The sequence below is a fragment of the Ralstonia sp. UNC404CL21Col genome (genome assembly GCF_000620465.1).
GTDB lineage: Bacteria > Pseudomonadota > Gammaproteobacteria > Burkholderiales > Burkholderiaceae > Ralstonia > Ralstonia flatus.
Genome location: NZ_JIBE01000003.1, coordinates 515,762 through 539,647, shown reverse-complemented (window position 1 = coordinate 539,647; position 23,886 = coordinate 515,762). Strand labels below are relative to the sequence as shown.

The window sequence follows — 23,886 nt, the reverse complement described above, 5'->3', positions numbered from 1 at the left end:
CGGCTGGAGACACTGAAGCACACCGGATCACAACAACATGGCGACCGGCCTCTACACGCATCCCGAATTCCTCCGGCACGAGATGGGACCGCATCATCCCGAATGCCCGGACCGCCTGCGCGCGATCGAAGACCAACTCATCGCCAGCCGCATCGAAGACCTGCTCGTCCCGTGCGAGGCGCCGCCTGCCACCGAGGCGCAGCTGTGTCGCGTGCATCGTGCCGAATACGTGCGCGAGCTAGTGGCCAGTGTGCCGATTGCCGGCTACATGCCGATCGATCCCGACACCTCAATGAACCCGCATACATACATGGCCGCAGTGTTGGCCGCGGGTGCCGCGGTGGACGCCACGGACAAGGTCATCGCCGGCGAGCTGGAAAATGCCTTCTGCAGCGTCCGCCCGCCTGGCCACCATGCCGAGCCCGGCCGCGCGATGGGCTTCTGCTTCTTCAACAACGTGGCCGTGGCCGCGCGGCACGCACTGGACTATCACGGCTTGCAGCGCGTGGCCATCGTCGACTTCGACGTGCATCACGGCAACGGCACCGAAGCCGCGTTTATCGGCGAGCCGCGCGTGCTGATGTGCAGCATCTTCCAGCACCCGTTCTATCCGTACTCCGGCACCGAGGCGGTGGCGGCCAACATGGTGAACATCCCGCTGCCGGCGTACACCAATGGCCTGACCGTACGCGAGGTGGTGGAAACGATCTGGCTGCCGCGCCTGGAAGCGTTCCAGCCGGAGATGCTGTTCATTTCTGCCGGCTTCGACGCGCACCGCGAAGACGATCTGGGCCAGATGGGGCTGGTCGAGGCGGACTACGCCTGGATCACGCAGCAGCTCATGCAGGTGGCCCGCACGCATGCCAAGGGCCGCATCGTCAGCTGCCTGGAAGGCGGTTACAACCTCAGCGCGCTGGGCCGAAGCGTGGTGGCGCACGTCAAGGCGCTCGCCGAGCTTTAAGCGGTCCACGATGAGGAATCGTCGATGTCATTTGAAAAAGTAATAAAGACATCGTTAAAGAATCGTTTCCCGCATGTAGGGCCTGCCTTACACTAGCGCCTCATTCAAACAAAAAAGAGACGGCAACGGCCTGGACACAGGGCGGTTGCCGTTTTTGTCTGTACGCATGATTGAACTCAAGGGGATATCGCAGCACTTTCGGGGAGCGGGCGGTCACGACGTCCACGCGCTGCGCGACGTCGACCTGACCATCGACCGGGGAGAGATTTTCGGCATCATCGGCCGAAGCGGGGCGGGCAAGAGCACGCTGGTTCGCGTGATCAATTTGCTGAATCGGCCCACTTCCGGCACCGTCACCGTGGCGAGGCAGGAACTTACCGCATTGAATGCCGACGGCCTGCGGCAGGCGCGCCGCAAGATCGGCATGATCTTCCAGCACTTCAATTTGCTGTCGTCGCGGACCGTGTACGACAACGTGGCGCTGCCCCTGGAGTTGGCCGGCACATCGCGCGAACGCATCCGCGAGATCGTGTTGCCGCTGCTGGAACTGGTGGGCCTGTCCGCACACAAGGATCGCTACCCCGCGCAGATTTCGGGTGGCCAGAAGCAACGCGTTGGCATTGCCCGCGCGCTGGCGAGCCAGCCCGATGTGCTGCTCTCCGATGAGGCGACTTCCGCGCTGGATCCGGAGACGACGCGCTCGATTCTCGACCTGCTGCGCAAGATCAACCGCGAACTCGGTCTGACCATCGTGCTGATCACGCACCAGATGGAAGTCATCAAGCAGGTGTGCGACCGGGTGGCGGTGCTGGACGCCGGCCGTGTGGTCGAACTCGGCCGCGTCATCGATGTGTTCCTCCAACCCAAGCATGACGTGACGCGCGCGCTCATCGGCGAGGTCATCTCGCAAGAGCTGCCGCCCACCGTTCTGGCGCGTGTCGAAAGCCGCCTCACGGCGCGTGAACAGGGCGGCCGCGACCACCTGTTCCGCCTCGCCTTTACCGGCGCGGGCGTGGACCAGCCCGTGCTGGCGCAGGCGATCCGCAACTACGGACTCGACTTCAACATCCTGCACGGCCATATCGACGAGATTCAAGGCCAGGCGTTTGGCTCGCTGGCGATCCTGGCATCGGGCGATACCGCTGACATCAACAACGCGATGAACTTCCTGCGCGAGCAGGGCGTGGTGGTCGAGGAGATCAATCATGTGGTCTGACCTGACCGATCTGTTTTTGCCCGCCTTCTGGGAAACGCTCGCCATGGTCGGCGTGTCGGGCGGTATTGGCGCGCTGTTCGGCGTCCCGCTGGGCGTGCTTCTGTATCTGACGACTGCCGGCGGCGTGTTGTCCGCACCGGCGTTCAATCGCGTGGCCGGCCTCGTCGTCAATGCCGTGCGCTCGGTGCCGTTCATCATCCTGCTGGTCGCGGTGATTCCGTTCACGCGCTTGCTGGCCGGCTCGTCCATCGGCACCGCCGCGGCCATCGTGCCGCTGACGATTGCTGCAATTCCGTTTGTTGCCCGGCTGGTCGAGACTGCGCTGCGCGAGGTCGACCGTGGCCTGATCGAAGCCGCGCAGTCGATGGGCGCGACGACCGGCCAGCTCGTCTACAAGGTGCTGTTGCCTGAAGCGATGCCGGGCATCCTCGCCGGCCTGACGATCACCTTCGTCAGCCTCGTCGGCTACTCGGCCATGGCCGGCACCATCGGCGGCGGCGGCCTGGGCGACCTGGGTATTCGCTACGGCTATCAGCGCTATGAATCGGACATCATGCTGGCGGTGGTCGTCATCCTGATCGTCTTTGTTCAGGCGGTGCAATCCACGGGCGATTGGCTCGTGCGCCGCCTCAGCCACCGTTAATCATTCAATCGACAGACAGAACGAGGAAACACAATGAATCGCCGTCAACTGCTGCAATGGTCCGCGAGCCTTGGCGCCGCATTGGCACTGGTCGCAGGCAGCGCGCTCGCGCAGGGCAAGCCGATCAAGATCGGCGTGACCGCTGGTCCGCACGCCGAGATCATGGAAGAGGTGAAGAAGGTTGCCGAGAAGGACGGCCTGAAGCTCCAGATCGTCGAATTCAACGATTACATCCAGCCGAACGCGGCCCTGGCTGCCGGTGACCTGGACGCCAACAGCTATCAGCACCAGCCGTATCTGGATGACCAGATTGCCACGCGCGGCTACAAGTTCGTGAGCGTCGGTCAGACCATCACCTTCCCGATGGGCATCTACTCCAAGAAGATCAAGTCGCTGAAGGAGTTGAAGGACGGTGCGCGTTTCGGTCTGCCGAACGATCCGACCAACGGCGGCCGCGCGCTCTTGCTGCTGCAATCGCAAGGCGTGATCAAGCTCAAGCCGAACGCCGGTTTCAAGGCTTCGCCGCGCGACGTGGCTGAAAACCCGAAGAAGCTGAAGTTCGTCGAGCTGGACGCCGCGCAACTGCCGCGCTCGCTGGATGATCTGGATGCCGCCGCCATCAACGGCAATTACGCTGAAAAGGCCGGCCTGGACCCGACCAAGGACGGCATCGCCATCGAAAACCCGAAGGGCCCGTATGCCAACGTGATCGCCGTCCGCGTGGCCGACAAGGATCAACCCTGGGTCGCCAAGCTCGTGAAGGCGTATCATTCCGACGCCGTGAAGTCCTTCGTCAAGACGAAGTACAAAGATGCGGTGATTGTGGCTTGGTAACCACTTCGTGATCCTTCGGTGATCCGGTAGAGGGTTCTACCAAACAGATTGCCGGACGTTTGACTGGCGTCCGGCAAATTTTCGCGGTTAAAATAGCACGACCGTTCGGAAAAATTACGCGAGCGACCAGCCCCCCTTATAATGGCCGGCGTTTTGCAAAATCGTCTTATCAATTAGTGGAGTGAGCGCATGAAAGTCCTGGTCGCAGTCAAGCGCGTGATCGATTACAACGTGAAGGTTCGCGTGAAGACGGACGGCAGCGGTGTCGATCTGGCCAACGTCAAGATGAGCATGAACCCGTTCGACGAGATCGCCGTGGAAGAGGCGGTTCGCCTGAAGGAAGCGGGCGTCGCTACCGAAGTGATCGCCGTTTCGTGCGGCGTGACGCAGTGCCAGGAAACCCTGCGCACCGCCATGGCCATCGGTGCCGATCGCGGCATTCTGGTCGAAACCACTGAAGAGCTGCAGCCGCTGGCAGTCGCCAAGCTGCTCAAGGCGCTGGTCGACAAAGAGCAGCCGCAGCTGATCATCCTGGGCAAGCAGGCGATTGACGACGATGCCAACCAGACCGGCCAGATGCTGGCTGCGCTGGCTGGCCTGCCGCAAGCCACGTTTGCCTCTAAGGTGCAGATTGCCGACGGCAAGGCTTCGGTCACGCGTGAAGTGGACGGCGGCCTGGAAACCCTGTCGGTCAAGCTGCCGGCCGTGGTCACCACCGACCTGCGCCTGAACGAGCCGCGTTACGTGACGCTGCCGAACATCATGAAGGCGAAGAAGAAGCAGCTCGACACGGTCAAGCCGGAAGACCTGGGCGTGGACGTTGCACCGCGCCTGAAGACGCTGAAGGTCGTTGAGCCCGCCAAGCGCAGCGCCGGCGTGATGGTGCCCGACGTGGCCACGCTGGTGTCCAAGCTCAAGACGGAAGCCAAGGTGCTGTAAGGCGCGGGTTTGTAACCTTCCCGCCACAGCACGCAACTTCAAGCACACCGAACAGGCAGATCAAGATGACCGCACTCGTTATTGCTGAACACGACAACCAATCCATCAAGGCCGCGACACTGAACACCGTGACGGCCGCCGCCCAATGCGGCGGTGATGTCCACGTGCTGGTGGCCGGCGCTGGCTGCGGCGCCGCCGCACAGGCTGCCGCGCAGATCGCCGGCGTGACCAAGGTGCTGGTGGCCGACGCGCCCCAGTTTGCCGATGGCCTGGCCGAGAACGTCGCCGAGCAGGCCCTGGCCGTTGCCGGTAACTACAGCCACATCCTGGCGCCCGCCACGGCCTACGGCAAGAACATCCTGCCGCGCGTGGCCGCCAAGCTGGACGTGGCCCAGCTGTCCGACATCACCAAGGTCGACGGCCCGGACACCTTCGAGCGCCCGATCTACGCCGGCAACGCGATTGCCACCGTGCAATCGGCCGACAAGGTGAAAGTGATCACCGTGCGCGGCACGGCATTCGACCCCGCTGCCGCCACCGGTGGCTCCGCTGCTACCGAAAACCTGACTGCCGTGGCTGATGCCGGCATCTCGCAATTCGTCTCGCGTGAAGTGACGAAGAGCGACCGCCCGGAACTGACCGCCGCGAAGATCATCGTGTCGGGCGGCCGCGGCGTGGGCTCGGGCGAGAACTACACCAAGGTGCTGACGCCGCTGGCCGACAAGCTGGGCGCAGCGTTGGGCGCCTCGCGTGCCGCAGTGGACGCCGGCTTTGTGCCGAACGACTACCAGGTCGGGCAGACCGGCAAGATCGTCGCGCCGCAGCTGTACATCGCCGTGGGTATCTCGGGCGCGATCCAGCACTTGGCTGGTATGAAGGATTCGAAGGTGATCGTGGCGATCAACAAGGATCCGGAAGCGCCGATCTTCCAGGTGGCGGACTACGGCCTCGTGGGCGACCTGAACGCCGTCGTGCCGGAGCTGGTGACCGCACTGGGCTGATTGCACTGTGCGGCGTGCCTTGGTTAAGGCGCGCTGCAATGCCCGACGCAAAGCCGTTTCCGACCTGTTTGGAAACGGCTTTTTTATACGCGAGCGCCATCAGGAGAGCGCGTCACGCATTCGATGCGGCACTGTCCTGATCGCGCTTAACGAGAGTTGGAGAGAGACATGACCTATCAAGCCCCCGTCAAGGACATGCTGTTCGTGATGAACGAACTGGCCGGCCTGGACAACGTCGCCAAGCTGCCCGGCTTTGAAGACGCCACCGCCGACACGGCGCAGGCCGTGCTGGAAGAAAGCGCGCGCTTTACCGGTGAGGTCGTTGCGCCGCTGAATGTGGAAGGCGACCGTAACCCGAGCAGCTGGAAGGACGGCGTCGTCACCGCCACCGCGGGTTTCAAGGAAGCGTTCGCGCAATTCGGCCAAGGCGGCTGGCAGGGCGTGCAGCATCCGGTGGAATACGGCGGCCAGGGCCTGCCGAAGCTGATTGCCACGGCGTGCATCGAAATGCTGAACGCGGCCAACCTGTCGTTCGCGCTGTGCCCGTTGCTCACGGATGGCGCCATCGAGGCGTTGTTGACGGCTGGCACCGAAGAGCAGAAACAGCTTTTCGTCCCCAAGCTCATCTCGGGCGAATGGACGGGCACGATGAACCTGACCGAGCCGCAGGCCGGCTCCGACCTGGCACTCGTGCGCACGCGGGCCGAGCCCGTGGGCGACGGCACCTTCAAGATCTTCGGCACGAAGATCTTCATCACCTGGGGCGAGCACGACATGGCCGAGAACATCGTCCACCTCGTGCTGGCGCGCACGCCAGGCGCACCGGAAGGCGTGAAAGGGATCTCGCTGTTCGTGGTGCCGAAGTTCATGGTCAATCCGGACGGCTCGCTGGGCGCGCGCAACGATGCGCACTGCGTGTCGATCGAACACAAGCTCGGCATCAAGGCGAGCCCGACGGCCGTGCTGCAATTTGGCGATAACGGCGGCGCGATCGGCACGCTGGTCGGCGAAGAAAATCGCGGCCTGGAATACATGTTCATCATGATGAATGCGGCGCGCTATGCGGTGGGCATGCAGGGCATTGGCGTGTCGGAGCGCGCGTACCAAAAGGCCGTGGCCTATGCGCGCGACCGTGTGCAGAGCCGCCCCGTGGATGGCTCCGCTGCCAAGGCCGTGCCCATCATTCACCACCCGGACGTCAAGCGCATGCTGCTGACGATGCGCGCCATGACCGAAGGCGCGCGTGCGCTGGCCTACGTGGCTGCCGCAGCCTGCGATGCCGGTCATCACGCTGCCGACGACGCTGCACGCAAGCAGAACGCAGCGCTGTACGAATTCCTGGTGCCGATCGTGAAGGGCTGGAGTACCGAGATGTCGATCGACGTGACGAGCCTGGGCGTACAGGTGCATGGCGGCATGGGCTTTATCGAAGAGACGGGCGCCGCGCAGTTCTATCGCGATGCGCGCATCCTGCCGATCTACGAAGGCACCACGGCCATCCAGGCCAACGACTTGGTCGGCCGCAAGACGGTGCGTGACGGTGGGGCGGTGGCGTTGGGCATCTGCGCGGAAATCGCCAAGGTGGAAGCGGCCCTGGCGGCGAAGGGCGGTGCGCATTGCGATGCGATGCGTGCACGTCTGGCGGCGGGCCGCGAGGCGCTGGAATCGGTGGTGCGGTTTGTGGTCGAGCAGACCAAGGCGCAGCCGAACGCCGTCTTTGCGGGCAGCGTGCCGTATCTGCGACTGTGCGGCATCGTGCTGTCGGGCTGGCAGATGGCGCGTGCGCTTCTGGTGGCGATCGACCGCGAAAGCGAAGATCCGAACTTCTACGGCGCGAAGATCGCCACGGCTCGCGTGTTTGCAGACGTGTTGCTCACGCAGGCGCCAGGTATCGCACAGTCGATCCTGACGGGCGGCGAGACGATCGGCGCGGTGCCGGAAGTGCAGTTCTAAGCGGCGTCAGCGGGACAAAAAAAGGGAGGCTTCGGCCTCCCTTTTTCATTGCATGCAGCGCAGGCGATCAGGCCAGCGCGGGCTTGGTTGCGGGCATCGGCGCGCCGCCCAGGTAGCGATACACCGACAGGTCATCGGAGCGGATGGCAGGCGAGCGCCCCGACACCAGATCCGACAGCAGCTTGCCCGAGCCGCATGCCATGGTCCAACCCAGCGTGCCGTGCCCCGTGTTGAGCCACAGGCCCCGCACGGGCGTCTGACCAACGATGGGCGTGCCGTCCGGCGTCATCGGGCGCAGGCCGGTCCAGAACGACGCGCGTGACACATCCCCCGCGCCGGGGAACAGATCGTTGACCACGAACTCGAGCGTCTTGCGCTTGCCCGGATCGAGGCGCTTGTCGTAGCCGACGATCTGCGCCATGCCGCCCACGCGGATGCGGTCGTCAAAGCGCGTCACGGCCACTTTGTAGGTCTCGTCCAGGATGGTGGACACGGGGCTCTTGTCCGCATCCGTCATCGGTACGGTGATCGAGAAACCCTTGAGCGGGTAGACCGGCACGTTCACCAGATTCTTCAGGAACGGCGTGCTGTAGCTGCCCAGCGCCACAACCACAAGGTCGGCGTCGATCGGCTGGCCGTCGACCAGCGCGCCGCGGACGGCATCGTTCTTGAAGATGAGGCTGTTGATCGTGCTGTTGAAACGGAAGCGCACGCCGAGCTTTTCCGCCATCGCGGCCAGGCGCGTGGTGAAGAGCTGGCAGTCGCCCGTTTCGTCATTGGGAAGGCGCAAGCCACCGGCCAGCTTGTGGCGGGTCGAGGCCAGGCCCGGTTCACTGCGCACGAGGTCTTCGCGCGAAAGCAGTTCGTACGGCACGCCGGCACGCTCGAGCACGGCGATGTCGTTCGCGGCGCCGTCGAGCTGTTGCTGGGTGCGGAAGATTTGCAGCGTGCCTTGCTGGCGGCCTTCGTAGGCGATGCCGGTATCGGCGCGCAGTTCGCGGATGCAGTCGCGGCTGTATTCGGCCAGGCGGACCATGCGCTCCTTGTTCTGCGCATAGCTGGCAGCGTCGCAGTTGCGCAGCATCTGCCACATCCATTTGAGCTGGAAGAGGGTGCCGTCGGGACGGATCGTCAGCGGTGCGTGCTGCTGGAACATCCACTTGATGGCTTTGAGCGGTACGCCGGGCGCGGCCCACGGCGACGCGTAGCCCGGCGAGATCTGGCCAGCGTTGGCGAAGCTCGTCTCCAGCGCCGGACCCGCTTCGCGGTCGACGACAGTGACTTCATGGCCCGCACGGGCCAGGTAATAGGCGCTCGTCACGCCGATCACGCCGCTGCCAAGAACGAGCACGCGCATGGTGATACTCCCCGGAGATGCATTTACGATAGATGTCGCTATCGTATTCGTACAACTCCAGTAATTGTTTCTGTATATTTATCGGAAACAGAAAAAATTTTGATTTTTGGGGTGTTTTAGGCCATGCGAACCCAGCGTAAGCCCGTCCGGGCACTCGACAAGCTCGACCGGCGCATTCTCGACCTGCTGCAAAAGGATGGGCGCCTGTCGATGAAGGAACTCTCGGAGGCGGTCGGCCTGACCATCACGCCGTGCATCGAGCGCGTCAAACGCCTGGAGCGCGAGGGCTTCATCCTCGGCTACTATGCGCGGCTCAATCCGGCCATGCTGGGCGCGTCGCTGCTGGTGTTTGTGGAGATCAGCCTCGGCAGCAAATCCGGCAACATGTTCGAGCAGTTTCGCCGCGAAGTGCTGCGCATTCCTGAAGTGCTGGAGTGCCACCTCGTCTCCGGTGATTTCGACTACCTCATCAAGGCGCGCATTCGCGAAATGAGCGAATACCGGCGCTTGCTGGGCGACATCCTGCTCCAGCTGCCCGGCGCAGTGCAGTCCAAGAGTTACATCGTGATGGAAGAGATCAAGGAGACGCTCGCCATCGACGTCACGGAAGAGGGCGCGTGACGTAGCTGGAAGAGATCAAGGAGACGCTCGCCATCGACGTCACGGAAGAGGGCGCGTGACGTAGCGTTGTCACGCAAACGCCTTACGCTGGCCGGCATCTTCATCACCGACACCGGAGCCCGCATGTCCGACCAGCCGATCTTCAAGCCGACCCGCCGTACGTTGATCAAGGGTCTTGTTTCCGCCAGCGGTACCGCGCTGCTGGGCTCCCGTATGGCCGAGGTGCTGGCCCAAGGCGCTGCACCGGCCGTGGTGACGTCCGAGCGCCTGCGTCCGCAAGTGCCGGGCGGCGTGATGAGCGGTGATATCACGGCTGACAGCGCCATCGTCTGGAGCCGCACCGACCGTCCGGCACGCATGATCGTCGAATACTCGACGGACGCCGCCTTCAAGACCGTCGCGCGTCGCGTTGGCCCAGCGGCGCTTGAAAGCAACGGCCTGACAGCCCGCGTCGATGTCACCGGCCTGCCTGCCGGCGCAGACCTGTTCTACCGCGTGCGCTTCCAGGACCTCGTGCACGACAAGGTCTTCAGCGAGCCGGTTGCCGGTCGCTTCCGCACGGCGCCCGTCCAGGCCAATCGCCCGATCTGCTTCGTCTTCTCCGGCGACGAGGCCGGCCAGGGCTGGGGCATCAACGAGCGTTTCGGCGGCTATCGTTTGTACGAAGCGATGCGCCGTGAATCGCCCGACTTTTTCATCCACTCCGGCGATCAGATCTATGCCGACGGCCCGATCCAGGCCGAGGTGAAACTGCCCGACGGCTCGCTGTGGACCAACCTCGTTACCGAGGCCAAGTCGCACGTTGCACAGACGCTCGACGACTACCGCGGCGCCTTTGCCTACAACCAGCTCGACAAGAAGAAGCGCGCGTTTTCCGCCGAGGTGCCGTTCCTCGTGCAGTGGGACGACCACGAGGTGCGCAACAACTGGTACCCCGGCCAGCAGATCGGCCCGGAAGAGAAGCGCTATCAGGAGCGCAGCGCATCGCTGCTGGCGGCCCGCGCGAAACAGGCGATGTTCGAGTACAACCCGTTCCGCTTCAATCCAATCGACCCAGAGCAGATCTACCGCGCGTTCCAGTACGGCCCGCTGCTCGACGTGTTCATGCTGGATGAGCGCAGCTATCGCGGGCGCAATTCGCCCAACCGCCAGACCCGGCTGGATGCCGATTCGGCCTTCCTCGGTCCGGCACAGGCGGCGTGGCTCAAGCAATCGCTCAAGCAGTCGAAGGCGACATGGAAGGTGATTGCCAGCGATATGCCGATCTCGCTGGTGGTGCCCGATCTGAACCCCGATGTGCCCAAGGGCACCTACGAAGCGTGGGCGAATGCGGATGACGGTGCGCCCTCGGGACGCGAACTGGAACTCGCCGAAATCCTGCGCTTCATCAAGCAGGAGAACATCCAGAACGTGGTGTGGGTGACGGCAGACGTGCACTACGCGCAAGCGACGTACTACCACCCGTCGCGCGCCAAATTCACCGAGTTCAAACCGTTCTGGGAGTTCGTCGGCGGGCCGATCAACGCGGGCACGTTCGGGCCGAATGAAGTGGACCAGACCTTTGGGCCGGACGTGCGCTACGTCAGCATTCCCAAGGACAATCCGCAGAACCAGTCGCCCGCGGCGCTGCAGCAGTACTACGGCCGCGCCAAGATCGACCCGGCCACGCGCACGATGCACGTATCGCTGCACGATCTCGACGGCAAATCGGTCTGGGAAGTGAAGCTCGATCCCGAGGCGTAGCCGGCGTCACCCACAGCGCGGTAGGAGCGGATGCGATAGGATCAGCAAGCCCCCGCATCCACTCTGTTCCGCTGTGTCCGATATGTCCGATCGCCACGTCCCCCGCAAGGGACGCGGCGCCACTTCCAATCTGCAAGGCCGCTTCGAGCGCGACGAACGCACGCGCGTCGATGACGGCTGGCAACCGCTTGTCGGGCATCTCGATCCGGATGAGGCGCCGCCGCGCATCGAGACCAGCGTCTCCATCGAGCGGGCGCGCTCGATCCTGAGCCACAACCAGTCGCCGGATATTCCGTTTGGGGTGTCGCTCAATCCGTATCGCGGCTGCGAGCATGGTTGCGTGTATTGCTTTGCGCGACCGACGCATGCGTATCTGGAGTTGTCGCCCGGGCTGGATTTCGAGACCAAGCTGTTCGCCAAGACCAATGCCGCCGAGGTGCTGCGCGAAACGCTGGCCAAGCCCAGCTACCGCTGCGAAGCGATTGCGCTGGGCGTAAACACCGATGCGTATCAGCCGATCGAGCGCGAACTGCGCATCACGCGCGATGTGCTGCAGGTGCTGCACGATTGCGATCACCCCGTGGGGCTCATCACCAAGTCGACATTGATTGAGCGCGACATCGATCTGCTCGCTCCGATGGCGGCGAAGAACCTTGTCGTAGCCGCGGTCACCATCACCACGCTCGACGCCGATCTCGCGCGCAAGCTGGAACCCCGGGCCGCCACGCCATCGCGCCGCCTGCGCACGATTCGCACACTGGCCGAGGCAGGTGTTCCGGTGGGTGTCAGCGTCGCTCCCATGATTCCGTTCGTGACCGACGACCACATGGAGCAGATTCTGGAAGCCGCGCGCGAGGCGGGCGCCACGTACGCGAGCTACATCGTGCTGCGCTTGCCAAATGAGCTGAGCGCGGTGTTTCAGGACTGGCTGATGGCGCATTTTCCCGACCGCGCGCAACGCGTGATGAACCGCGTCCGCGATCTGCACGGCGGGCAGGATTACAAAGCGGATTTCGCCACGCGCATGCGCGGCACCGGCATCTGGGCCGACTTGTTGCGGCAGCGTTTCTACAAGGCCGCCGACAGGCTCGGCTTCAGCTACCACCGCTACAACGAACGGGTGCTCGACACCTCGCAGTTCAAGCCGCCCACGCGTGCCATCAAACCGCGAAAGCCCGTCGACGAGCGCCAGGGCAGTTTGTTCTGACTACTGCGACAGCTCTTTCGCTGCCTGCACCTGCGTTTCGAAATAGGTCTGAAAGGTGATGGCGAGACCGGCCATGAGCAGGCCCGTGCCGATCATCAGCGTGAGGATGCTGAGCAGTACGACCGGCCAGCCCGAACGGGTAGGCGTGCCGTCGGCATTGAATTGCGCGTCCCATTTCTCGTCAGGGCGCAGGCCGTAGACGAGCGCCGAGAGATAGCCCGCGAGCACCGAAGATCCGCCGATCACCGCGCAGACCCAGCCCGGGACGCTTGCGCGCTGCGTCGACCACAGCAGCGCCACGCCCACCACACCGAGCACCGTGGCAAAGACCTGGGACCATGCCCAGAAATCGCGTCCGCCCTTGAGATAGAAACGATGCGCGCCCACGCTTCCGAATAGGAAGGCGAGCAGCACGGTCAGCAGCTTGGATTTTTTTTGAGGGGCGGTCGTAGGCATAGCGGGCGATGAACACACGGCAAGACAGCACAGCGCCGCGCATTCTACGCCCAACGTCGACCGCGGCGCAGCCAAACGGCGGCGCCGGGAGCGCGTCTTAAAGACGCATCAGCAACTTGGGGAATCGGCCGTCAGTTTGGCCGGAGGCGCGCAACGCTGCGTAGCGTTTGCGGCGGGGGAGACAGGGTCACTAAATCGGAACCGGACGCAGCGACGGCACGCTCATCGAAACCGTCGAATCTTGCTGCAGCCCAGGCGCTTGGTCGCGCACGCCGTAGAGCAGGTGAGCCAGCATCAGCATGAATGCCGTGGTCCAGACCAGACCGAGGATAAGCCGCACGTGGCGGTGGAGGGAGAATGACATTGAAGCACCTGTTGTCGTTGTGATTGGTGTGATGGCGCGGACGCATCAACCGCGCGTACGTGCCATCTAATCCGACTCAGGCGTCCCCGCCAAGTTCCGGGATGTGAAATGTGGGAGCGACGCGCCTCAACCGCGGCGGGAGCCGCGCCAGTTGCCTTGGTCGCCGTTTCCTCGTTCCTGACGCATGCGTTCCTGCTGCTGCCAGTCCCCGCGGCCGCCGCCGTCGCGGGGCTGAATCCGGCCGTTGAGGCGGTCGTCGGCCCGGGCGCGCGCTTCCATGCGTTCCATCTGCGCGCGGATGCGGGCGGCCTGCTCGCCCCGGCTGTCAGCGAAGAATTGCGCCACCAGCGGACGCTCCTGCGGCATGGTTTGTGCCGCTTGCGTCCATGCGGGCATCGTGGATTCTGCGAAGGCGACGGCGGTTTGACGCGCCGATGCGTTGGCAGCCACAGCGCCCGCAGAGGCGACGATCAGAACGCCTGCCGCCAGGGGGCGAAGCAATGCGCGGATCGGCATGGCTATCTCCTGTCGGGCAAGGATTCGAAAGCGCCACGCGCTGCGTGCTTTTGGCAGTTGCAAGAGAGATCGACAGCGCGTGTTCATGCCTGTCAATGTAAGGCTTCACTCAGCGGCCATCCACTGTCCGAACGTTACCCATGTAACGAGATGTTTCGTGCACGCTTTGCCTGGGCGTTAGGCGACGTAGAGGTCATTTCCCGGTGTAGTGGATGCGATACACCGCCCCGGCCAAGTCGTCGGAGACCAGCAGGCTGCCGTCGGGCGCCACGAGCACGTCCGCGGGGCGACCCCAGGCTTGTTCGCCTTGCAGCCAGCCGTGGGCGAATGGTTCCTGCCTCGTCACATTGCCCGCCGCGTCCAATACGACGCGCATGACGCGGTAGCCGACCTTCGCTGATCGGTTCCACGACCCGTGCTCGGCGATGAAGATGTTGTTCCGGTACGCCGACGGAAAGCTGCTGCCTGCATAAAATCGCATACCCAACGCGGCCACGTGGGCCCCAAGTTTTGCCGCGGGCGGCACGTAGTCGCCGCACGGATGCCCGGCGCCAAATTCCGGGTCCGGAATGTCGCCAGCGTGGCAGAACGGGTAGCCGAAGTGCGGATTGGGCTTGGTGATGCGGTTCAGTTCGTCGTCTGGCACGTCGTCACCCATGAGATCGCGGCCGTTGTCCGTGAACCACAACTCGTGCGTGCTCGGATGCCAGTCGAAGCCGACCGTGTTGCGGATGCCGCGCGCCACCAGTTCCAGTCTGCTGCCGTCTGCGTTCATGCGCATGAGGTTGGCGTACCGGTTTTCATCGGGGCGGCAGATGTTGCAGGGTGCGCCTACCGGCACATACAATCTGCCGTCCGGGCCGAACGCGATGAATTTCCACCCGTGATGGGTGTCCGCGGGCAGCTTGTCGGTGATGACAACGGGCTGTGGCGGATTGTCGAGCCGGTGGTCGATACCGTCGAGCCTCAGCACACGCGAAACGGCCGACACATAAAGATTGCCGTCACGCCATGCAACGCCGACGGGCAGTTGCAGGCCGGACGCCACCACGTGAACAGGCGCACCCGACGTCTGCAATGACATCGCGTAAACCTTGCCAGCGCGGCTGCCGACATAAAGAATGCCGGCCGGTGAGAGGGCCATTTCACGTGCCGCCGGCATCGCGTCGGTCAGCACTTCGACATGGAAGCCCGGCGGTACTTGCACCGACTCGACGGGCAGCCTGGCAAGCGCTGGAGCCCCAGCGACAAGCCAAGCGGCGAGCATAACCGCCGGCCTTAAGTATCGCCCGTGCCACGAGCGCCACCCGCTGCATCGTTTCGTCACGCCTAAGTGTTTGTTTGGTCGGAGAAATTGCGCTACACTTGCGTGTTTCTCTGTACGCATACCCAGTTTTTCAAGGAAAAGATCCATGGTCGTGATCCGTCTGGCCCGCGGTGGCTCCAAGAAGCGCCCGTTCTTCAATATCGTTGCGACCGACTCGCGTAACCGCCGTGATGGCCGTTTCATCGAGCGCGTCGGTTTCTACAACCCGCTCGCCGGTGAAGGCGAAGAAGGTCTGCGCATCGTGCAAGACCGCCTGACCTACTGGGAAGGCGTGGGCGCACAACTGTCGCCGACGGTTGCCCGCCTGGTGAAGCAAAGCGCCAAGAAGGCTGCTGCCTAAGTTTTAGCATGGGTCGATCGACGGTGCCGTCCGAGCACATCCTGCTGTGACGCGCGCTGGATCGACACGGCCCGGTCCCTTGGCTGTTGCAACGCAGGCAATCTCGCAAAAGGTTGCCGAGCGGCTGCAAGCCATGCGTCCGGGTACGGGCTCCAATCCGACGCTCCCCGACGATCTCATCGAGGTGGGCTATGTGGGTGGGGCCTACGGTATTCGTGGCTGGATCAAGGTCCAGTTGCATGGCGACGCCGATGCGCTGCTGAATGCCCGCACCTGGTGGCTCAAGCCTGCTTCCGGGCCAGCGACGTTGGCGGACTGGCGGGTGTTTCCCGTCGGCACGTCGCGTGAGCACAGCGGCACGGTGGTGGCGGGTTCGCCTGCCGCGCCGGATCGGAATGTCGCGGAAGCATTGCGCGGCTATACCGTGTGGGTCAGCCGGGCCGACTTTCCTGAGCCTGAAGATGACGAGTTTTACTGGGTCGATCTGATCGGCGCCACGGTCGTCAACGAGCAGCAGGAAACGCTTGGCACGGTGAGCGGCCTGATCGACAACGGTGCGCATCAAATTCTGCGTATCGTTGGTGAAGGCGAGGTCGAGCGGCTGGTGCCGTTTGTCGAGGTTTACGTGAAGTCGGTGGATGTGGCAGGCAAGCGCATCGTCGTCGACTGGGGTCTGGATTACTGAACATGCGGCCGGAGAATTCGGCGATGCAGTTCGACGTCGTCTCGCTGTTTCCGGACATGTTCCGGGCGCTGACGGACTGGGGTATCACCAGCCGCGCAGCCAAACAGCAGGTGTACACGTTGCGCACCTGGAACCCGCGCGATTTCACGACGGACAACTACCGCACCGTGGACGATCGCCCTTACGGCGGTGGCCCAGGCATGGTGATGTTGGCCAAGCCGCTGGAAGCTGCACTGGACGCGATTCATGAGGCGCAAGCCCCGGCGGCATCGCATGTGGTGCTGCTGTCGCCGCAGGGCAAGCCGCTCACGCACAAGCGTGTGATGGAGCTGGCGCAGTTGCCGGCGCTCACGTTGCTGTGCGGGCGCTACGAAGCGATTGATCAACGTTTGGTCGACCGTCGCGTAGATGAGGAAATCAGCCTTGGCGATTTCGTCCTGTCCGGCGGCGAGATTGCGGCAATGGCGATCATCGACGCCGTGGTGCGGCAGTTGCCAGGTGTGCTGGGCGATGCGCAGTCGGCGGTGCAGGACAGTTTCGTCAACGGTTTGCTCGACTGCCCGCATTACACGCGGCCCGAAGAGTACGAAGGTGTGCGTGTGCCCGACGTCTTGCTGGGTGGCCATCACGCCGAGATCGAAAAGTGGCGCCGCCAGCAGGCGCTGTTGAACACGATGCGCAAGCGGCCCGATCTGATCGAGGCGGCGCGCAAGCAGGGTTTGTTGTCCCGCAGCGATGAGGTTTTCCTCGCTGCCGCGGCGATAACGGCAAAGGGGTCAGAGGCTTCCAGTCCGGAAGGCTCGGCCAAGTGAAGTTCCCATCCTCTACCGGGGCCGCGGTCTACCGACTGGGCAAAACGCCGGCATGATGGTCAAGGAGAAAAAGATGAATCTCATCGAGCAAATCGAGCAGGAAGAAATCAAGCGCCTGACGGCCAACAAGACGATCCCTCCGTTCGCCCCTGGCGACACCGTGATTGTCAACGTGAACGTCGTTGAAGGCACCCGCAAGCGTGTGCAGGCGTATGAAGGCGTCGTGATTGCCAAGCGCAATCGTGGCCTGAACTCGTCCTTCATCGTTCGCAAGATCTCTTCGGGCGAAGGCGTGGAGCGTACGTTCCAGCTGTACTCGCCGCTGCTGGCCAGCATCGAAGTGAAGCGTCGCGGTGATGTGCGCCGTGCGAAGCTGTACTACCTGCGCGAACGCTCGGGCAAGTCGGCACGCATCAAGGAGAAGCTGACCTTCAAGCGCAAGGAAGCCGCTGCGGAGTAATCTGCGCGCGTTGCGAAAAGGCACCTTCGGGTGCCTTTTTTCTCTTTTGCGGCAGAAGATTGACCACATGTATGTCTTCCGCCCACAACCTTCATTCCCATCCGATGCGCCGTCCCGTGTTCGATCCTGAGCAGTTGCCGGTGGTGCCGACCGAGGCATCGTTGCCGGCGCTCGAGGGCTCGCGGCTGACGGCGGAGTTCGTGCGCGAGCGGTTGCAGAAGCAGCCGGACTGGCACCCGGAACAGACGGATGAATCCCGCCTGATCGATGCGTCGCTCAAGCTGCGCGAGGCGGCGGTGCTCGTACCGCTCGTGCAGCGCGAGGCGGGGCTCACGGTGCTGCTGACGCAGCGCAATGCGTCGCTTAGCCAACATGCCGGCCAGGTCAGCTTCCCGGGCGGCGGACGCGAAGAATTTGACCGCGACATGGTCGACACGGCGCTGCGCGAGACGATGGAAGAGGTTGGCATCAGTGCCGATCACATCGAAGTGATCGGTCGCTTGCCGGACTACATCACCGGAACGGGTTTTCACGTGAGCCCGATTGTCGGATTGCTCGCGCCCGATTTCACGCTGCAGCCGGACCCCAGTGAAGTCGCCGAAGTGTTTGAAGTGCCGCTGGCCTTTTTGATGGACCCGGCCAACCACCAAGTGCGCGAGCTGCGATGGGAAGACCGGGTGCGTCGTTTCTATGCGATGCCTTATCGACGGTCTGGGCAATCCGACCAGGCACCTGACGCCGGCCATCATTTCATCTGGGGTGCGACGGCCGGCATGCTGCGCAACCTCTATCACCTGCTGGCAGCGTAGCGTCGGCGCGAATATGGGCGCCCTGTGCGCTGTTGCGCGCACGCTGTGTGCTATCGTCTTGCACATCGCATTCACGGCGTGATCCGCGCCTTCGCAACGCCCTTCCAATGACTTTTTTCTCCGTACTCTGCGCGCTGATTCTCGAACAGTTCCGTGCGCTCAGCCGGGACAACCCGATCTACGACGTCGTGCGCGCACTGGCAGCACGGGCAGAAGAATGGTTCGATACGGGCCATCGTCGCGACGCCGTGCTTGCCTGGTGCGTGGTCACGCTGCCGGCTGTGGTGGTCGTGGCGCTGGTGCACTACCTGCTGTCTTCCATCAGCCTCGGTCTGGCGTTCCTGTGGAACGTGCTGATGGTGTATTTGACGCTCGGCTTCCGCCAGTTCAGCCACTACTTCACCGACATCCATGAGGCGTTGCGCAGCGATGACGTTGTCACCGCGCGCCTGTTGCTGAACGAGTGGTCGGGACGCGACACGACGGACATGCCGGTCAATGAGATCGTCCGTCACACGCTCGAATGCGCGATCGTGGCGGCGCATCGTCACGTGTTTGGCGTGTTCTTCTGGTTCTTGGTCCCGATTGGGCCGGCGGGTGTTGTGCTGTACCGCGGCGCTGAATACCTCGCTCGCCACTGGAGCGATACGTCGACGGAACGCAGCCCCGCGCTTGGTCTGTTCGCCCGTCAGGCGTTTTTCGTCATCGACTACATCCCCGCGCGCTTGACTGCGATCGGCTTCTCCATCGTCGGCAACTTTGAGGATGCTGTGTACGCGTGGCGCAACCGTGCGGCCAAGTGGAACGACGAAGTGAACGGCATCCTGCTGGCAGCGGGCGGTGGCGCGCTCGGCGTGCGTCTTGGCACGCCCATTCCGCAACGCGATTCGGCCGACAGCATTGCCGATGAGGACGGCGCTTATCCGATGGAAGTAGGGCAGGAGCCGAACGTGCGCACGCTGCAGTCAGCAGTGGGCTTGGTGTGGCGCGCGGTGGTGCTGTGGATGCTGCTGCTGGCAATGCTGTCGATTGCCGTCTGGCTCGGCTGATGGGGCACGACAGCTAGCCGCTGAAGAATCGATCAATCAGGCCGCGTTCTCGCGGTCTTTGCCGCAGCGCCAGCACTGGGCGAACTGCGGTTCATGACTCTCTCCACAATAGGCGCAACGCCATGCGGGGCCTGTCGGTGGGTGCTGTGCCTGATCGAGCAGCACACGGGCCTGCGCTTCCTGCGTCGGGTTCACCAGCCAGACCTGCGCCGCGCAATCCTGCGGCGGGACGTCACCCGCCACACTGCTCAAGTAGATGCTGCGCAGCTCGGTGCGAATGCCGGCGGCGGACAGCACGTTCTGCCAGTGCGCCGCCATGCCGAGCGATGGACTGCTGATCAGCAACTTCATCCCACCCTCCACGAGCGTATGACGAAGCCCTTACCAGGGCTTCTGCTGTTCCGATTCGTGCAGCAATTGCGCGTAAAGCTGGTGACGGCGTGGATCGATCTTGCCCTCGGCCATCGCACCGAGAATGCCACAGCCGGGTTCCTGCAGGTGCCGGCAGTTATAAAACCGGCACTCGGTCAGGCGCGGACGGAACTCCGGGAAGGCGCGTTCCAGCATCCCTTCGCTGAGGTGATGCAGGCCGAATTCCTGGAAGCCCGGCGAATCGATCAGCACGCCGCCCTGGCCCCATTCTGCGGGTAGGTGATAGAGCCGCGTGAACGTGGTGGTGTGCTTGCCGGAGTCGAGCTTTTCGGAGATCTCGCGCGTTTGCGCGTCCACGCCGGGAATCAGCAGATTCAGCAGCGAGGACTTGCCCATGCCCGATTGCCCGATCAGGATCGAAGCCCGCCCCGCCACGTGCGGTTCAAGCGCGGCATGCGCGGCTGCCGGCGCGCCGTGCACGGTCAGTTCCACGATGGTGTAGCCCAGGTCTCGATAGAGCGCCAGGCGTGAGCGAGCCGTCTCCAGTCGCGCGGTCAGGTCGATCTTGTTGAGCAGGATCAGCGGGGTGATGCCGAGGGATTCTGCGGCGACGAGCGCGCGGCCGAGCAGGTCTTCCGAAAAACTCGGCTCGGTGCCGAGCATGATGATGACCTGATCCAGATTCGCGGCCAGCACCTTCGATTTGAACTGATCGGAGCGATAGAGCAGGTTGCGGCGCTCGTCTACACGCACCACGACGCCTTGATCGACGGCGGTGGCTTCATAGACTACCCGATCGCCCACGGCACATTCGCTGCGTTTGCCCCGCGGGAAGCATTGCAGGAAACCGCCCCCTTCGCGTTCGACCAGGTAATGGCGCCCGTGCGCGGCGATGACGAGCCCGTGTTCGCCAGTGGCAGCCCGCTTATGGGCGCGGCCCGGTTTGCCGCGCGTCATGCCGCGCGAGCCTGCACGAGGCGCTCCACGCGCTGCGATGCAGTCGGGTGCGAATAGTAGAACGTTGAGTAGACCGGGTCCGGCGTGAGCGTCGATGCGTTGTCCTGGAACAGCTTGACCAGCGCCGAGACAAGTTGATTGGCGTCGGCGTGCTCGGCGGCAAAGGCGTCCGCTTCGTATTCGTCCTTGCGTGACGACAGGCTCGCCAGCGGCGAGATGAAGAATGTGAACACCGGCAGCACCAGGAAAAACAGCATCAGCGCCAGCGCATGGTTGTCGGAGAACAGGTTGGGCGCCACGCCCAGGCCGAGGTAGAACCACGTGCGCGTCATGAGCCAGCCGAGCAGCGCCAGCGCACCGAGGCTCAGCACGAAGGTCACGGCGATGCGCTTGGTGATGTGATGACGCTTGAAATGCCCAAGTTCATGGGCAAGCACGGCTTCCATCTCGGACGGATTCAGCCGGGCGAGCAGCGTGTCGAAGAAGACGATGCGCTTGGTTGCGCCAAAGCCGCTGAAGTAGGCGTTGCCGTGGGCGCTGCGGCGGCTGCCGTCCATCACGAAGAGGCCCTTGCTGGCGAAGCCGCAGCGCTTGAGCAGGCTTTCGATGCGCGATCGCATCTCTTCGTCCTGCAGCGGGGTGAACTTGTTGTAGAGCGGCGCGATCACGTTCGGGTAGATGGCCTGCACAAACAGCATGAACGCCATCCACACGACCCACGTGTACAGCCACCAGTGCGCGCCCATCTTGTCCATCAGCCAGAGCACTGCCAGCAGCAGCGGCAGACCCAGCACGGTACCGATGGCCAGGCCCTTGAGGTTGTCGGCCAGCCAGAGCTTGAACGTCATGCGGTTAAAGCCGAAGCGCTCTTCGACGACGAACTGCGCATACAGCGAAAACGGCAACTCGATCACGCTGCTGATCGCGATGACCGACGCGATGAGCGCCACGCCATACGCGTAGCCGGGGCCAAACACCCCCAACCAGGCCTGGTTGATCCAGTTCAGCCCGCCAAGCAGCGTCAACGCGATCAGGAGGGCTGCCTGAACCGGCACTTCCAGCATTGCCAGGCGCGTGCGGGCGATGGTGTAGTCGGCGGCCTTGCGGTGCATGTCCAGTGTGATCGACTCGGCAAACTGCGCGGGCACGGCATCACGGTGACGCGCGACGTGACGGACTTGCCGCGCGGCCAGCCACAGGCGCGTGGCGGACATCAGGACAAGAGCGATCAGGAAGACAGCGGTAAAGGCGGGCATATGGGGAAACACCTATCAGATATGCGAAAATTATAGCCTTCAGTCATTTTCTCAAGGCCCTTGAGTGAGCACCCCAGTGAGTACCCCTGTTTCCCCGTCCGCCGCATCCCCCTCGACCCCGAACCGTGTTGCCGCCAAGAGCGACAACAACCTGGTCTGGCTCGATATGGAGATGACCGGCCTGAGCCCTGAGAACGACCGCATCATCGAAGTGGCCGTGGTGGTGACGGATTCGGAGCTGAACATCCTGGCTGAAGGCCCCGTGCTGGTGATCCATCAATCCGACGAGCTGCTCGACGGCATGGACGCGTGGAACAAGGGCACGCATGGCCGCTCGGGCCTCATCGACAAGGTCAAGGCGTCGACCACGACCGAAGCGGAAGCGGAAGCGGAACTCCTGGCATTCCTCAAGAAGTGGGTGCCGAAGAGCAAGTCGCCGATGTGCGGTAACTCCATCTGCCAGGATCGCCGCTTCATGGCGCGCTACATGCCCAAGCTGGAGGAGTACTTCCATTACCGCAACCTGGACGTCTCCACGCTGAAGGAACTCTGCAAGCGCTGGCAGCCGGCCATTGCCAAGGGCTTTACGAAACACCAACGGCACACGGCGTTCGCAGACATCATCGAGTCGATCGAGGAGCTGCGCTATTACCGCGAGCACTTCATTCGCGATGTGCCGCAAACGCCGGACGCTGAGGCGCTGGCGTCTTCTGTCGCCCCGTAATCAGACCTGCAGCGGTTTTGCGCGCACAGCGTGCTTGGGGCGCCAGGCCTTGACCACGCTGTCGTGCGTCTCGACATACGGGCCACCGACCAGATCGATGCAGTAAGGCACGGCCGCAAAGATGCCCGGCACCGTGGCGCGGCCCTCCACATCCTTCAAGCCTTCGAGCGTTTCCTTGATGGCGCGCGGTTGACCCGGCAGGTTGATGATCAGCGCAGCGCGTGAGGGCGTCTCGCGGATCACCGCCACCTGACGCGACAAGATCGCCGTCGGAACGAAATGCAGGCTGATCTGGCGCATCTGCTCGCCAAAGCCCGGCATTTCCTTGGTGGCGACGGCCAGCGTGGCCTCGGGCGTCACATCGCGGCGCGTCGGGCCGGTGCCGCCCGTGGTGAGCACCAGATCGCAGCCCGCATGGTCGACGAGGTCGATCAATGTTTCGGCAATCGTGGCCTGGTCGTCCGGAATCAGGCGTTCTACCCCTTGCCACGGCGAAGACAGCGCGGCGCCAAACCAGTCGCGCAGCGCCGGAATCCCTTCATCCTGATACGTGCCGGCCGAGGCGCGGTCCGAAATCGACACAAAGCCGACGATCAGCTCGTCGGCGTGGCGGCGTGTGATCGGCGCGGAGGGGGCAGGGGCTGTCATGCTTCGTCGTCTTCGGCTTCGGGTTGATCGGCGTCGTCTACGTCGCGGTCGTTGCCGGACAGGGCCTGCTTGACCATCTGGAACAGTTCGCGCGACGACTTGGGCGGCTTGGCCAGCTGCGCTTCCTTGCGCGCATTGCGCACGAGCGTACGCAAGGCCTGCACGTCGGCGTCCGGGTGCGCTGCAATGAACTCGGTGATGGCGTCGTCGCTGGCAATCAGGCGATCGCGCCAACGTTCGATGGCATGCAGGCGTGCGGTCTCGGCCTTGGAGGCGCCGACGAAGGTGGCGAGGACGCGGCGGATGGCCTCGACTTCCTCGTCGGTCAGCGCGCGCATCAGCTTGCCGATGTACTGCATCTGGCGGCGCTTGCCTTCATGCGCGGTGGTGCGTTTGGCCTCGCGCAGGGCGTCGACCAGCTTTTCGGGCAGCGGCACCTTGGCGAGTTTGTCCTTGGGCAGCGCTTCCAGCGCCGCGCCCAGGTCTTGCAAGGCGTTGACCTCGCGCTTGCGCTGCGATTTGCTCTTGGGCGTATCCGGATCGTCCTCGTCACCGATGTCGGTGCGCACGACGGGTTGCAGATACGTGGGGTTATGTCGGGATGCTCGGCTCATGGCGCGCATTGTATCTTGCTAT

27 protein-coding genes are annotated in these 23,886 nt (G+C 63.6%); 17 read left to right on the top strand and 10 right to left on the bottom strand.

Annotated features, from left to right (window positions below; genetic code table 11):
- The first annotated feature begins 37 nt into the window (after positions 1–37).
- The 7 genes from N511_RS0102585 to N511_RS0102555 all read left to right on the top strand — a co-directional run bounded on the left by N511_RS0102585 (position 38) and on the right by N511_RS0102555 (position 7,547).
- Positions 38–961: a histone deacetylase family protein gene (locus tag N511_RS0102585; RefSeq protein WP_027677868.1), complete on the top strand. Its 924-nt coding sequence runs from the start codon at positions 38–40 to the stop codon at positions 959–961.
- Positions 962–1,127: 166 nt separating this feature from the next.
- Complete coding sequence (locus tag N511_RS0102580; protein ID WP_027677867.1) at positions 1,128–2,177, top strand: methionine ABC transporter ATP-binding protein; 1,050 nt, start codon at positions 1,128–1,130, stop codon at positions 2,175–2,177.
- A complete protein-coding gene (locus tag N511_RS0102575) occupies positions 2,167–2,820 on the top strand; it encodes a methionine ABC transporter permease (protein ID WP_027677866.1) in 654 nt (217 codons plus the stop codon). The genes N511_RS0102580 and N511_RS0102575 overlap by 11 nt, the downstream gene beginning before the upstream one ends.
- Positions 2,821–2,853: 33 nt before the next feature.
- The gene (locus N511_RS0102570; protein ID WP_027677865.1) at positions 2,854–3,654 is read left to right on the top strand and encodes a MetQ/NlpA family ABC transporter substrate-binding protein; all 801 of its coding nucleotides are present in this window, start codon (positions 2,854–2,856) and stop codon (positions 3,652–3,654) included.
- Between the two features lie 189 nt (positions 3,655–3,843).
- Complete coding sequence (locus tag N511_RS0102565) at positions 3,844–4,593, top strand: electron transfer flavoprotein subunit beta/FixA family protein (protein WP_027677864.1); 750 nt, start codon at positions 3,844–3,846, stop codon at positions 4,591–4,593.
- Between the two features lie 65 nt (positions 4,594–4,658).
- Positions 4,659–5,594, top strand: coding sequence for an electron transfer flavoprotein subunit alpha/FixB family protein (locus N511_RS0102560; protein WP_027677863.1), 936 nt, complete (start codon positions 4,659–4,661; stop codon positions 5,592–5,594).
- A 168-nt stretch (positions 5,595–5,762) separates the two neighbouring features.
- Positions 5,763–7,547 carry an acyl-CoA dehydrogenase gene (locus N511_RS0102555; protein ID WP_027677862.1) on the top strand — a complete coding sequence of 595 codons (1,785 nt, stop codon included), beginning with the start codon at positions 5,763–5,765 and terminating at the stop codon, positions 7,545–7,547.
- 67 nt (positions 7,548–7,614) lie between these two features.
- On the opposite strand, the gene N511_RS0102550 is transcribed toward N511_RS0102555, so the two are convergent.
- Entirely contained in the window at positions 7,615–8,904 is a 1,290-nt protein-coding gene (locus tag N511_RS0102550) for a D-amino acid dehydrogenase (protein ID WP_027677861.1), read from the bottom strand.
- A 123-nt stretch (positions 8,905–9,027) separates the two neighbouring features.
- Between N511_RS0102550 and N511_RS0102545 the strand changes: the two genes are divergently transcribed.
- The 3 genes from N511_RS0102545 to N511_RS0102535 all read left to right on the top strand — a co-directional run bounded on the left by N511_RS0102545 (position 9,028) and on the right by N511_RS0102535 (position 12,475).
- Positions 9,028–9,525 carry an Lrp/AsnC ligand binding domain-containing protein gene (locus N511_RS0102545; RefSeq protein ID WP_027677860.1) on the top strand — a complete coding sequence of 166 codons (498 nt, stop codon included), beginning with the start codon at positions 9,028–9,030 and terminating at the stop codon, positions 9,523–9,525.
- Between the two features lie 123 nt (positions 9,526–9,648).
- A complete protein-coding gene (locus tag N511_RS0102540) occupies positions 9,649–11,268 on the top strand; it encodes an alkaline phosphatase D family protein (RefSeq protein WP_027677859.1) in 1,620 nt (539 codons plus the stop codon).
- 82 nt (positions 11,269–11,350) lie between these two features.
- Complete coding sequence (locus tag N511_RS0102535; protein ID WP_037026205.1) at positions 11,351–12,475, top strand: PA0069 family radical SAM protein; 1,125 nt, start codon at positions 11,351–11,353, stop codon at positions 12,473–12,475.
- Here the strand turns inward: N511_RS0102535 and N511_RS0102530 are convergent, their stop codons facing one another.
- From N511_RS0102530 to N511_RS0102515, 4 genes are all read right to left on the bottom strand, one after another.
- Positions 12,476–12,931, bottom strand: a complete 456-nt coding sequence (locus N511_RS0102530; RefSeq protein ID WP_027677857.1) for an NINE protein — start codon at positions 12,929–12,931, stop codon at positions 12,476–12,478.
- Between the two features lie 190 nt (positions 12,932–13,121).
- The gene (locus N511_RS25345) at positions 13,122–13,295 is read right to left on the bottom strand and encodes a hypothetical protein (protein ID WP_027677856.1); all 174 of its coding nucleotides are present in this window, start codon (positions 13,293–13,295) and stop codon (positions 13,122–13,124) included.
- Positions 13,296–13,421: 126 nt separating this feature from the next.
- The gene (locus N511_RS0102520) at positions 13,422–13,811 is read right to left on the bottom strand and encodes a hypothetical protein (RefSeq protein WP_024973149.1); all 390 of its coding nucleotides are present in this window, start codon (positions 13,809–13,811) and stop codon (positions 13,422–13,424) included.
- Positions 13,812–14,004: 193 nt separating this feature from the next.
- Positions 14,005–15,078, bottom strand: a complete 1,074-nt coding sequence (locus tag N511_RS0102515; protein ID WP_027677855.1) for a PQQ-dependent sugar dehydrogenase — start codon at positions 15,076–15,078, stop codon at positions 14,005–14,007.
- Positions 15,079–15,223: 145 nt separating this feature from the next.
- On the opposite strand from N511_RS0102515, the gene rpsP reads away from it, so the two are divergent.
- The 6 genes from rpsP (at position 15,224) to N511_RS0102485 (ending at position 19,293) form a co-directional block, all read left to right on the top strand.
- A complete protein-coding gene (gene rpsP / locus N511_RS0102510) occupies positions 15,224–15,478 on the top strand; it encodes a 30S ribosomal protein S16 (protein WP_012761578.1) in 255 nt (84 codons plus the stop codon).
- Between the two features lie 133 nt (positions 15,479–15,611).
- Positions 15,612–16,163 (top strand): ribosome maturation factor RimM, encoded by a 552-nt coding sequence (gene rimM / locus N511_RS0102505; protein WP_027677854.1) that lies wholly within the window; start codon positions 15,612–15,614, stop codon positions 16,161–16,163.
- 23 nt (positions 16,164–16,186) lie between these two features.
- Positions 16,187–16,975, top strand: coding sequence for a tRNA (guanosine(37)-N1)-methyltransferase TrmD (trmD, locus tag N511_RS0102500; RefSeq protein WP_027677853.1), 789 nt, complete (start codon positions 16,187–16,189; stop codon positions 16,973–16,975).
- A gap of 73 nt (positions 16,976–17,048) precedes the next feature.
- On the top strand, positions 17,049–17,435 hold the full coding sequence (gene rplS / locus N511_RS0102495; RefSeq protein ID WP_012761581.1) for a 50S ribosomal protein L19: 387 nt from the start codon (positions 17,049–17,051) through the stop codon (positions 17,433–17,435).
- Positions 17,436–17,539: 104 nt separating this feature from the next.
- On the top strand, positions 17,540–18,244 hold the full coding sequence (locus N511_RS0102490; protein ID WP_027677852.1) for a CoA pyrophosphatase: 705 nt from the start codon (positions 17,540–17,542) through the stop codon (positions 18,242–18,244).
- 107 nt (positions 18,245–18,351) lie between these two features.
- Positions 18,352–19,293 (top strand): CobD/CbiB family protein, encoded by a 942-nt coding sequence (locus tag N511_RS0102485; RefSeq protein ID WP_027677851.1) that lies wholly within the window; start codon positions 18,352–18,354, stop codon positions 19,291–19,293.
- Positions 19,294–19,329: 36 nt separating this feature from the next.
- Here N511_RS0102485 and N511_RS0102480 read toward each other — a convergent pair whose 3' ends face one another.
- From N511_RS0102480 to N511_RS0102470, 3 genes are read right to left on the bottom strand one after another with little or no spacing between them, the layout of a single operon-like run.
- Positions 19,330–19,644 (bottom strand): hypothetical protein, encoded by a 315-nt coding sequence (locus N511_RS0102480; RefSeq protein ID WP_027677850.1) that lies wholly within the window; start codon positions 19,642–19,644, stop codon positions 19,330–19,332.
- 30 nt (positions 19,645–19,674) lie between these two features.
- Positions 19,675–20,622: a ribosome small subunit-dependent GTPase A gene (rsgA, locus tag N511_RS0102475; protein ID WP_027677849.1), complete on the bottom strand. Its 948-nt coding sequence runs from the start codon at positions 20,620–20,622 to the stop codon at positions 19,675–19,677.
- Positions 20,619–21,878 (bottom strand): M48 family metallopeptidase, encoded by a 1,260-nt coding sequence (locus N511_RS0102470; protein WP_027677848.1) that lies wholly within the window; start codon positions 21,876–21,878, stop codon positions 20,619–20,621. The genes rsgA and N511_RS0102470 overlap by 4 nt, the downstream gene beginning before the upstream one ends.
- A gap of 76 nt (positions 21,879–21,954) precedes the next feature.
- Here N511_RS0102470 and orn point away from each other — a divergent pair, with 76 nt between their 5' ends.
- Positions 21,955–22,602 carry an oligoribonuclease gene (gene orn, locus N511_RS0102465; protein WP_374220483.1) on the top strand — a complete coding sequence of 216 codons (648 nt, stop codon included), beginning with the start codon at positions 21,955–21,957 and terminating at the stop codon, positions 22,600–22,602.
- On the opposite strand, the gene mog is transcribed toward orn, so the two are convergent.
- Together mog and yjgA are read right to left on the bottom strand one after the other, a co-directional pair.
- Complete coding sequence (mog, locus tag N511_RS0102460; protein ID WP_051530812.1) at positions 22,603–23,250, bottom strand: molybdopterin adenylyltransferase; 648 nt, start codon at positions 23,248–23,250, stop codon at positions 22,603–22,605.
- Positions 23,247–23,864, bottom strand: coding sequence for a ribosome biogenesis factor YjgA (gene yjgA / locus N511_RS0102455; RefSeq protein WP_331280469.1), 618 nt, complete (start codon positions 23,862–23,864; stop codon positions 23,247–23,249). Before yjgA ends, mog begins: the two co-directional genes overlap by 4 nt.
- Between the last annotated feature and the right edge of the window lie 22 nt (positions 23,865–23,886).

Coding starts and splice junctions, on each gene's coding strand:
- N511_RS0102585 (WP_027677868.1), top strand. CDS start 38: ATGGCGACCGGCCTCTACACGCATCCCGAATTCCTCCGGCACGAGATG.
- N511_RS0102580 (WP_027677867.1), top strand. CDS start 1,128: ATGATTGAACTCAAGGGGATATCGCAGCACTTTCGGGGAGCGGGCGGT.
- N511_RS0102575 (WP_027677866.1), top strand. CDS start 2,167: ATGTGGTCTGACCTGACCGATCTGTTTTTGCCCGCCTTCTGGGAAACG.
- N511_RS0102570 (WP_027677865.1), top strand. CDS start 2,854: ATGAATCGCCGTCAACTGCTGCAATGGTCCGCGAGCCTTGGCGCCGCA.
- N511_RS0102565 (WP_027677864.1), top strand. CDS start 3,844: ATGAAAGTCCTGGTCGCAGTCAAGCGCGTGATCGATTACAACGTGAAG.
- N511_RS0102560 (WP_027677863.1), top strand. CDS start 4,659: ATGACCGCACTCGTTATTGCTGAACACGACAACCAATCCATCAAGGCC.
- N511_RS0102555 (WP_027677862.1), top strand. CDS start 5,763: ATGACCTATCAAGCCCCCGTCAAGGACATGCTGTTCGTGATGAACGAA.
- N511_RS0102550 (WP_027677861.1), bottom strand. CDS start 8,904: ATGCGCGTGCTCGTTCTTGGCAGCGGCGTGATCGGCGTGACGAGCGCC.
- N511_RS0102545 (WP_027677860.1), top strand. CDS start 9,028: ATGCGAACCCAGCGTAAGCCCGTCCGGGCACTCGACAAGCTCGACCGG.
- N511_RS0102540 (WP_027677859.1), top strand. CDS start 9,649: ATGTCCGACCAGCCGATCTTCAAGCCGACCCGCCGTACGTTGATCAAG.
- N511_RS0102535 (WP_037026205.1), top strand. CDS start 11,351: ATGTCCGATCGCCACGTCCCCCGCAAGGGACGCGGCGCCACTTCCAAT.
- N511_RS0102530 (WP_027677857.1), bottom strand. CDS start 12,931: ATGCCTACGACCGCCCCTCAAAAAAAATCCAAGCTGCTGACCGTGCTG.
- N511_RS25345 (WP_027677856.1), bottom strand. CDS start 13,295: ATGTCATTCTCCCTCCACCGCCACGTGCGGCTTATCCTCGGTCTGGTC.
- N511_RS0102520 (WP_024973149.1), bottom strand. CDS start 13,811: ATGCCGATCCGCGCATTGCTTCGCCCCCTGGCGGCAGGCGTTCTGATC.
- N511_RS0102515 (WP_027677855.1), bottom strand. CDS start 15,078: ATGCTCGCCGCTTGGCTTGTCGCTGGGGCTCCAGCGCTTGCCAGGCTG.
- rpsP (WP_012761578.1), top strand. CDS start 15,224: ATGGTCGTGATCCGTCTGGCCCGCGGTGGCTCCAAGAAGCGCCCGTTC.
- rimM (WP_027677854.1), top strand. CDS start 15,612: ATGCGTCCGGGTACGGGCTCCAATCCGACGCTCCCCGACGATCTCATC.
- trmD (WP_027677853.1), top strand. CDS start 16,187: ATGCAGTTCGACGTCGTCTCGCTGTTTCCGGACATGTTCCGGGCGCTG.
- rplS (WP_012761581.1), top strand. CDS start 17,049: ATGAATCTCATCGAGCAAATCGAGCAGGAAGAAATCAAGCGCCTGACG.
- N511_RS0102490 (WP_027677852.1), top strand. CDS start 17,540: ATGCGCCGTCCCGTGTTCGATCCTGAGCAGTTGCCGGTGGTGCCGACC.
- N511_RS0102485 (WP_027677851.1), top strand. CDS start 18,352: ATGACTTTTTTCTCCGTACTCTGCGCGCTGATTCTCGAACAGTTCCGT.
- N511_RS0102480 (WP_027677850.1), bottom strand. CDS start 19,644: ATGAAGTTGCTGATCAGCAGTCCATCGCTCGGCATGGCGGCGCACTGG.
- rsgA (WP_027677849.1), bottom strand. CDS start 20,622: ATGACGCGCGGCAAACCGGGCCGCGCCCATAAGCGGGCTGCCACTGGC.
- N511_RS0102470 (WP_027677848.1), bottom strand. CDS start 21,878: ATGCCCGCCTTTACCGCTGTCTTCCTGATCGCTCTTGTCCTGATGTCC.
- mog (WP_051530812.1), bottom strand. CDS start 23,250: ATGACAGCCCCTGCCCCCTCCGCGCCGATCACACGCCGCCACGCCGAC.
- yjgA (WP_331280469.1), bottom strand. CDS start 23,864: ATGAGCCGAGCATCCCGACATAACCCCACGTATCTGCAACCCGTCGTG.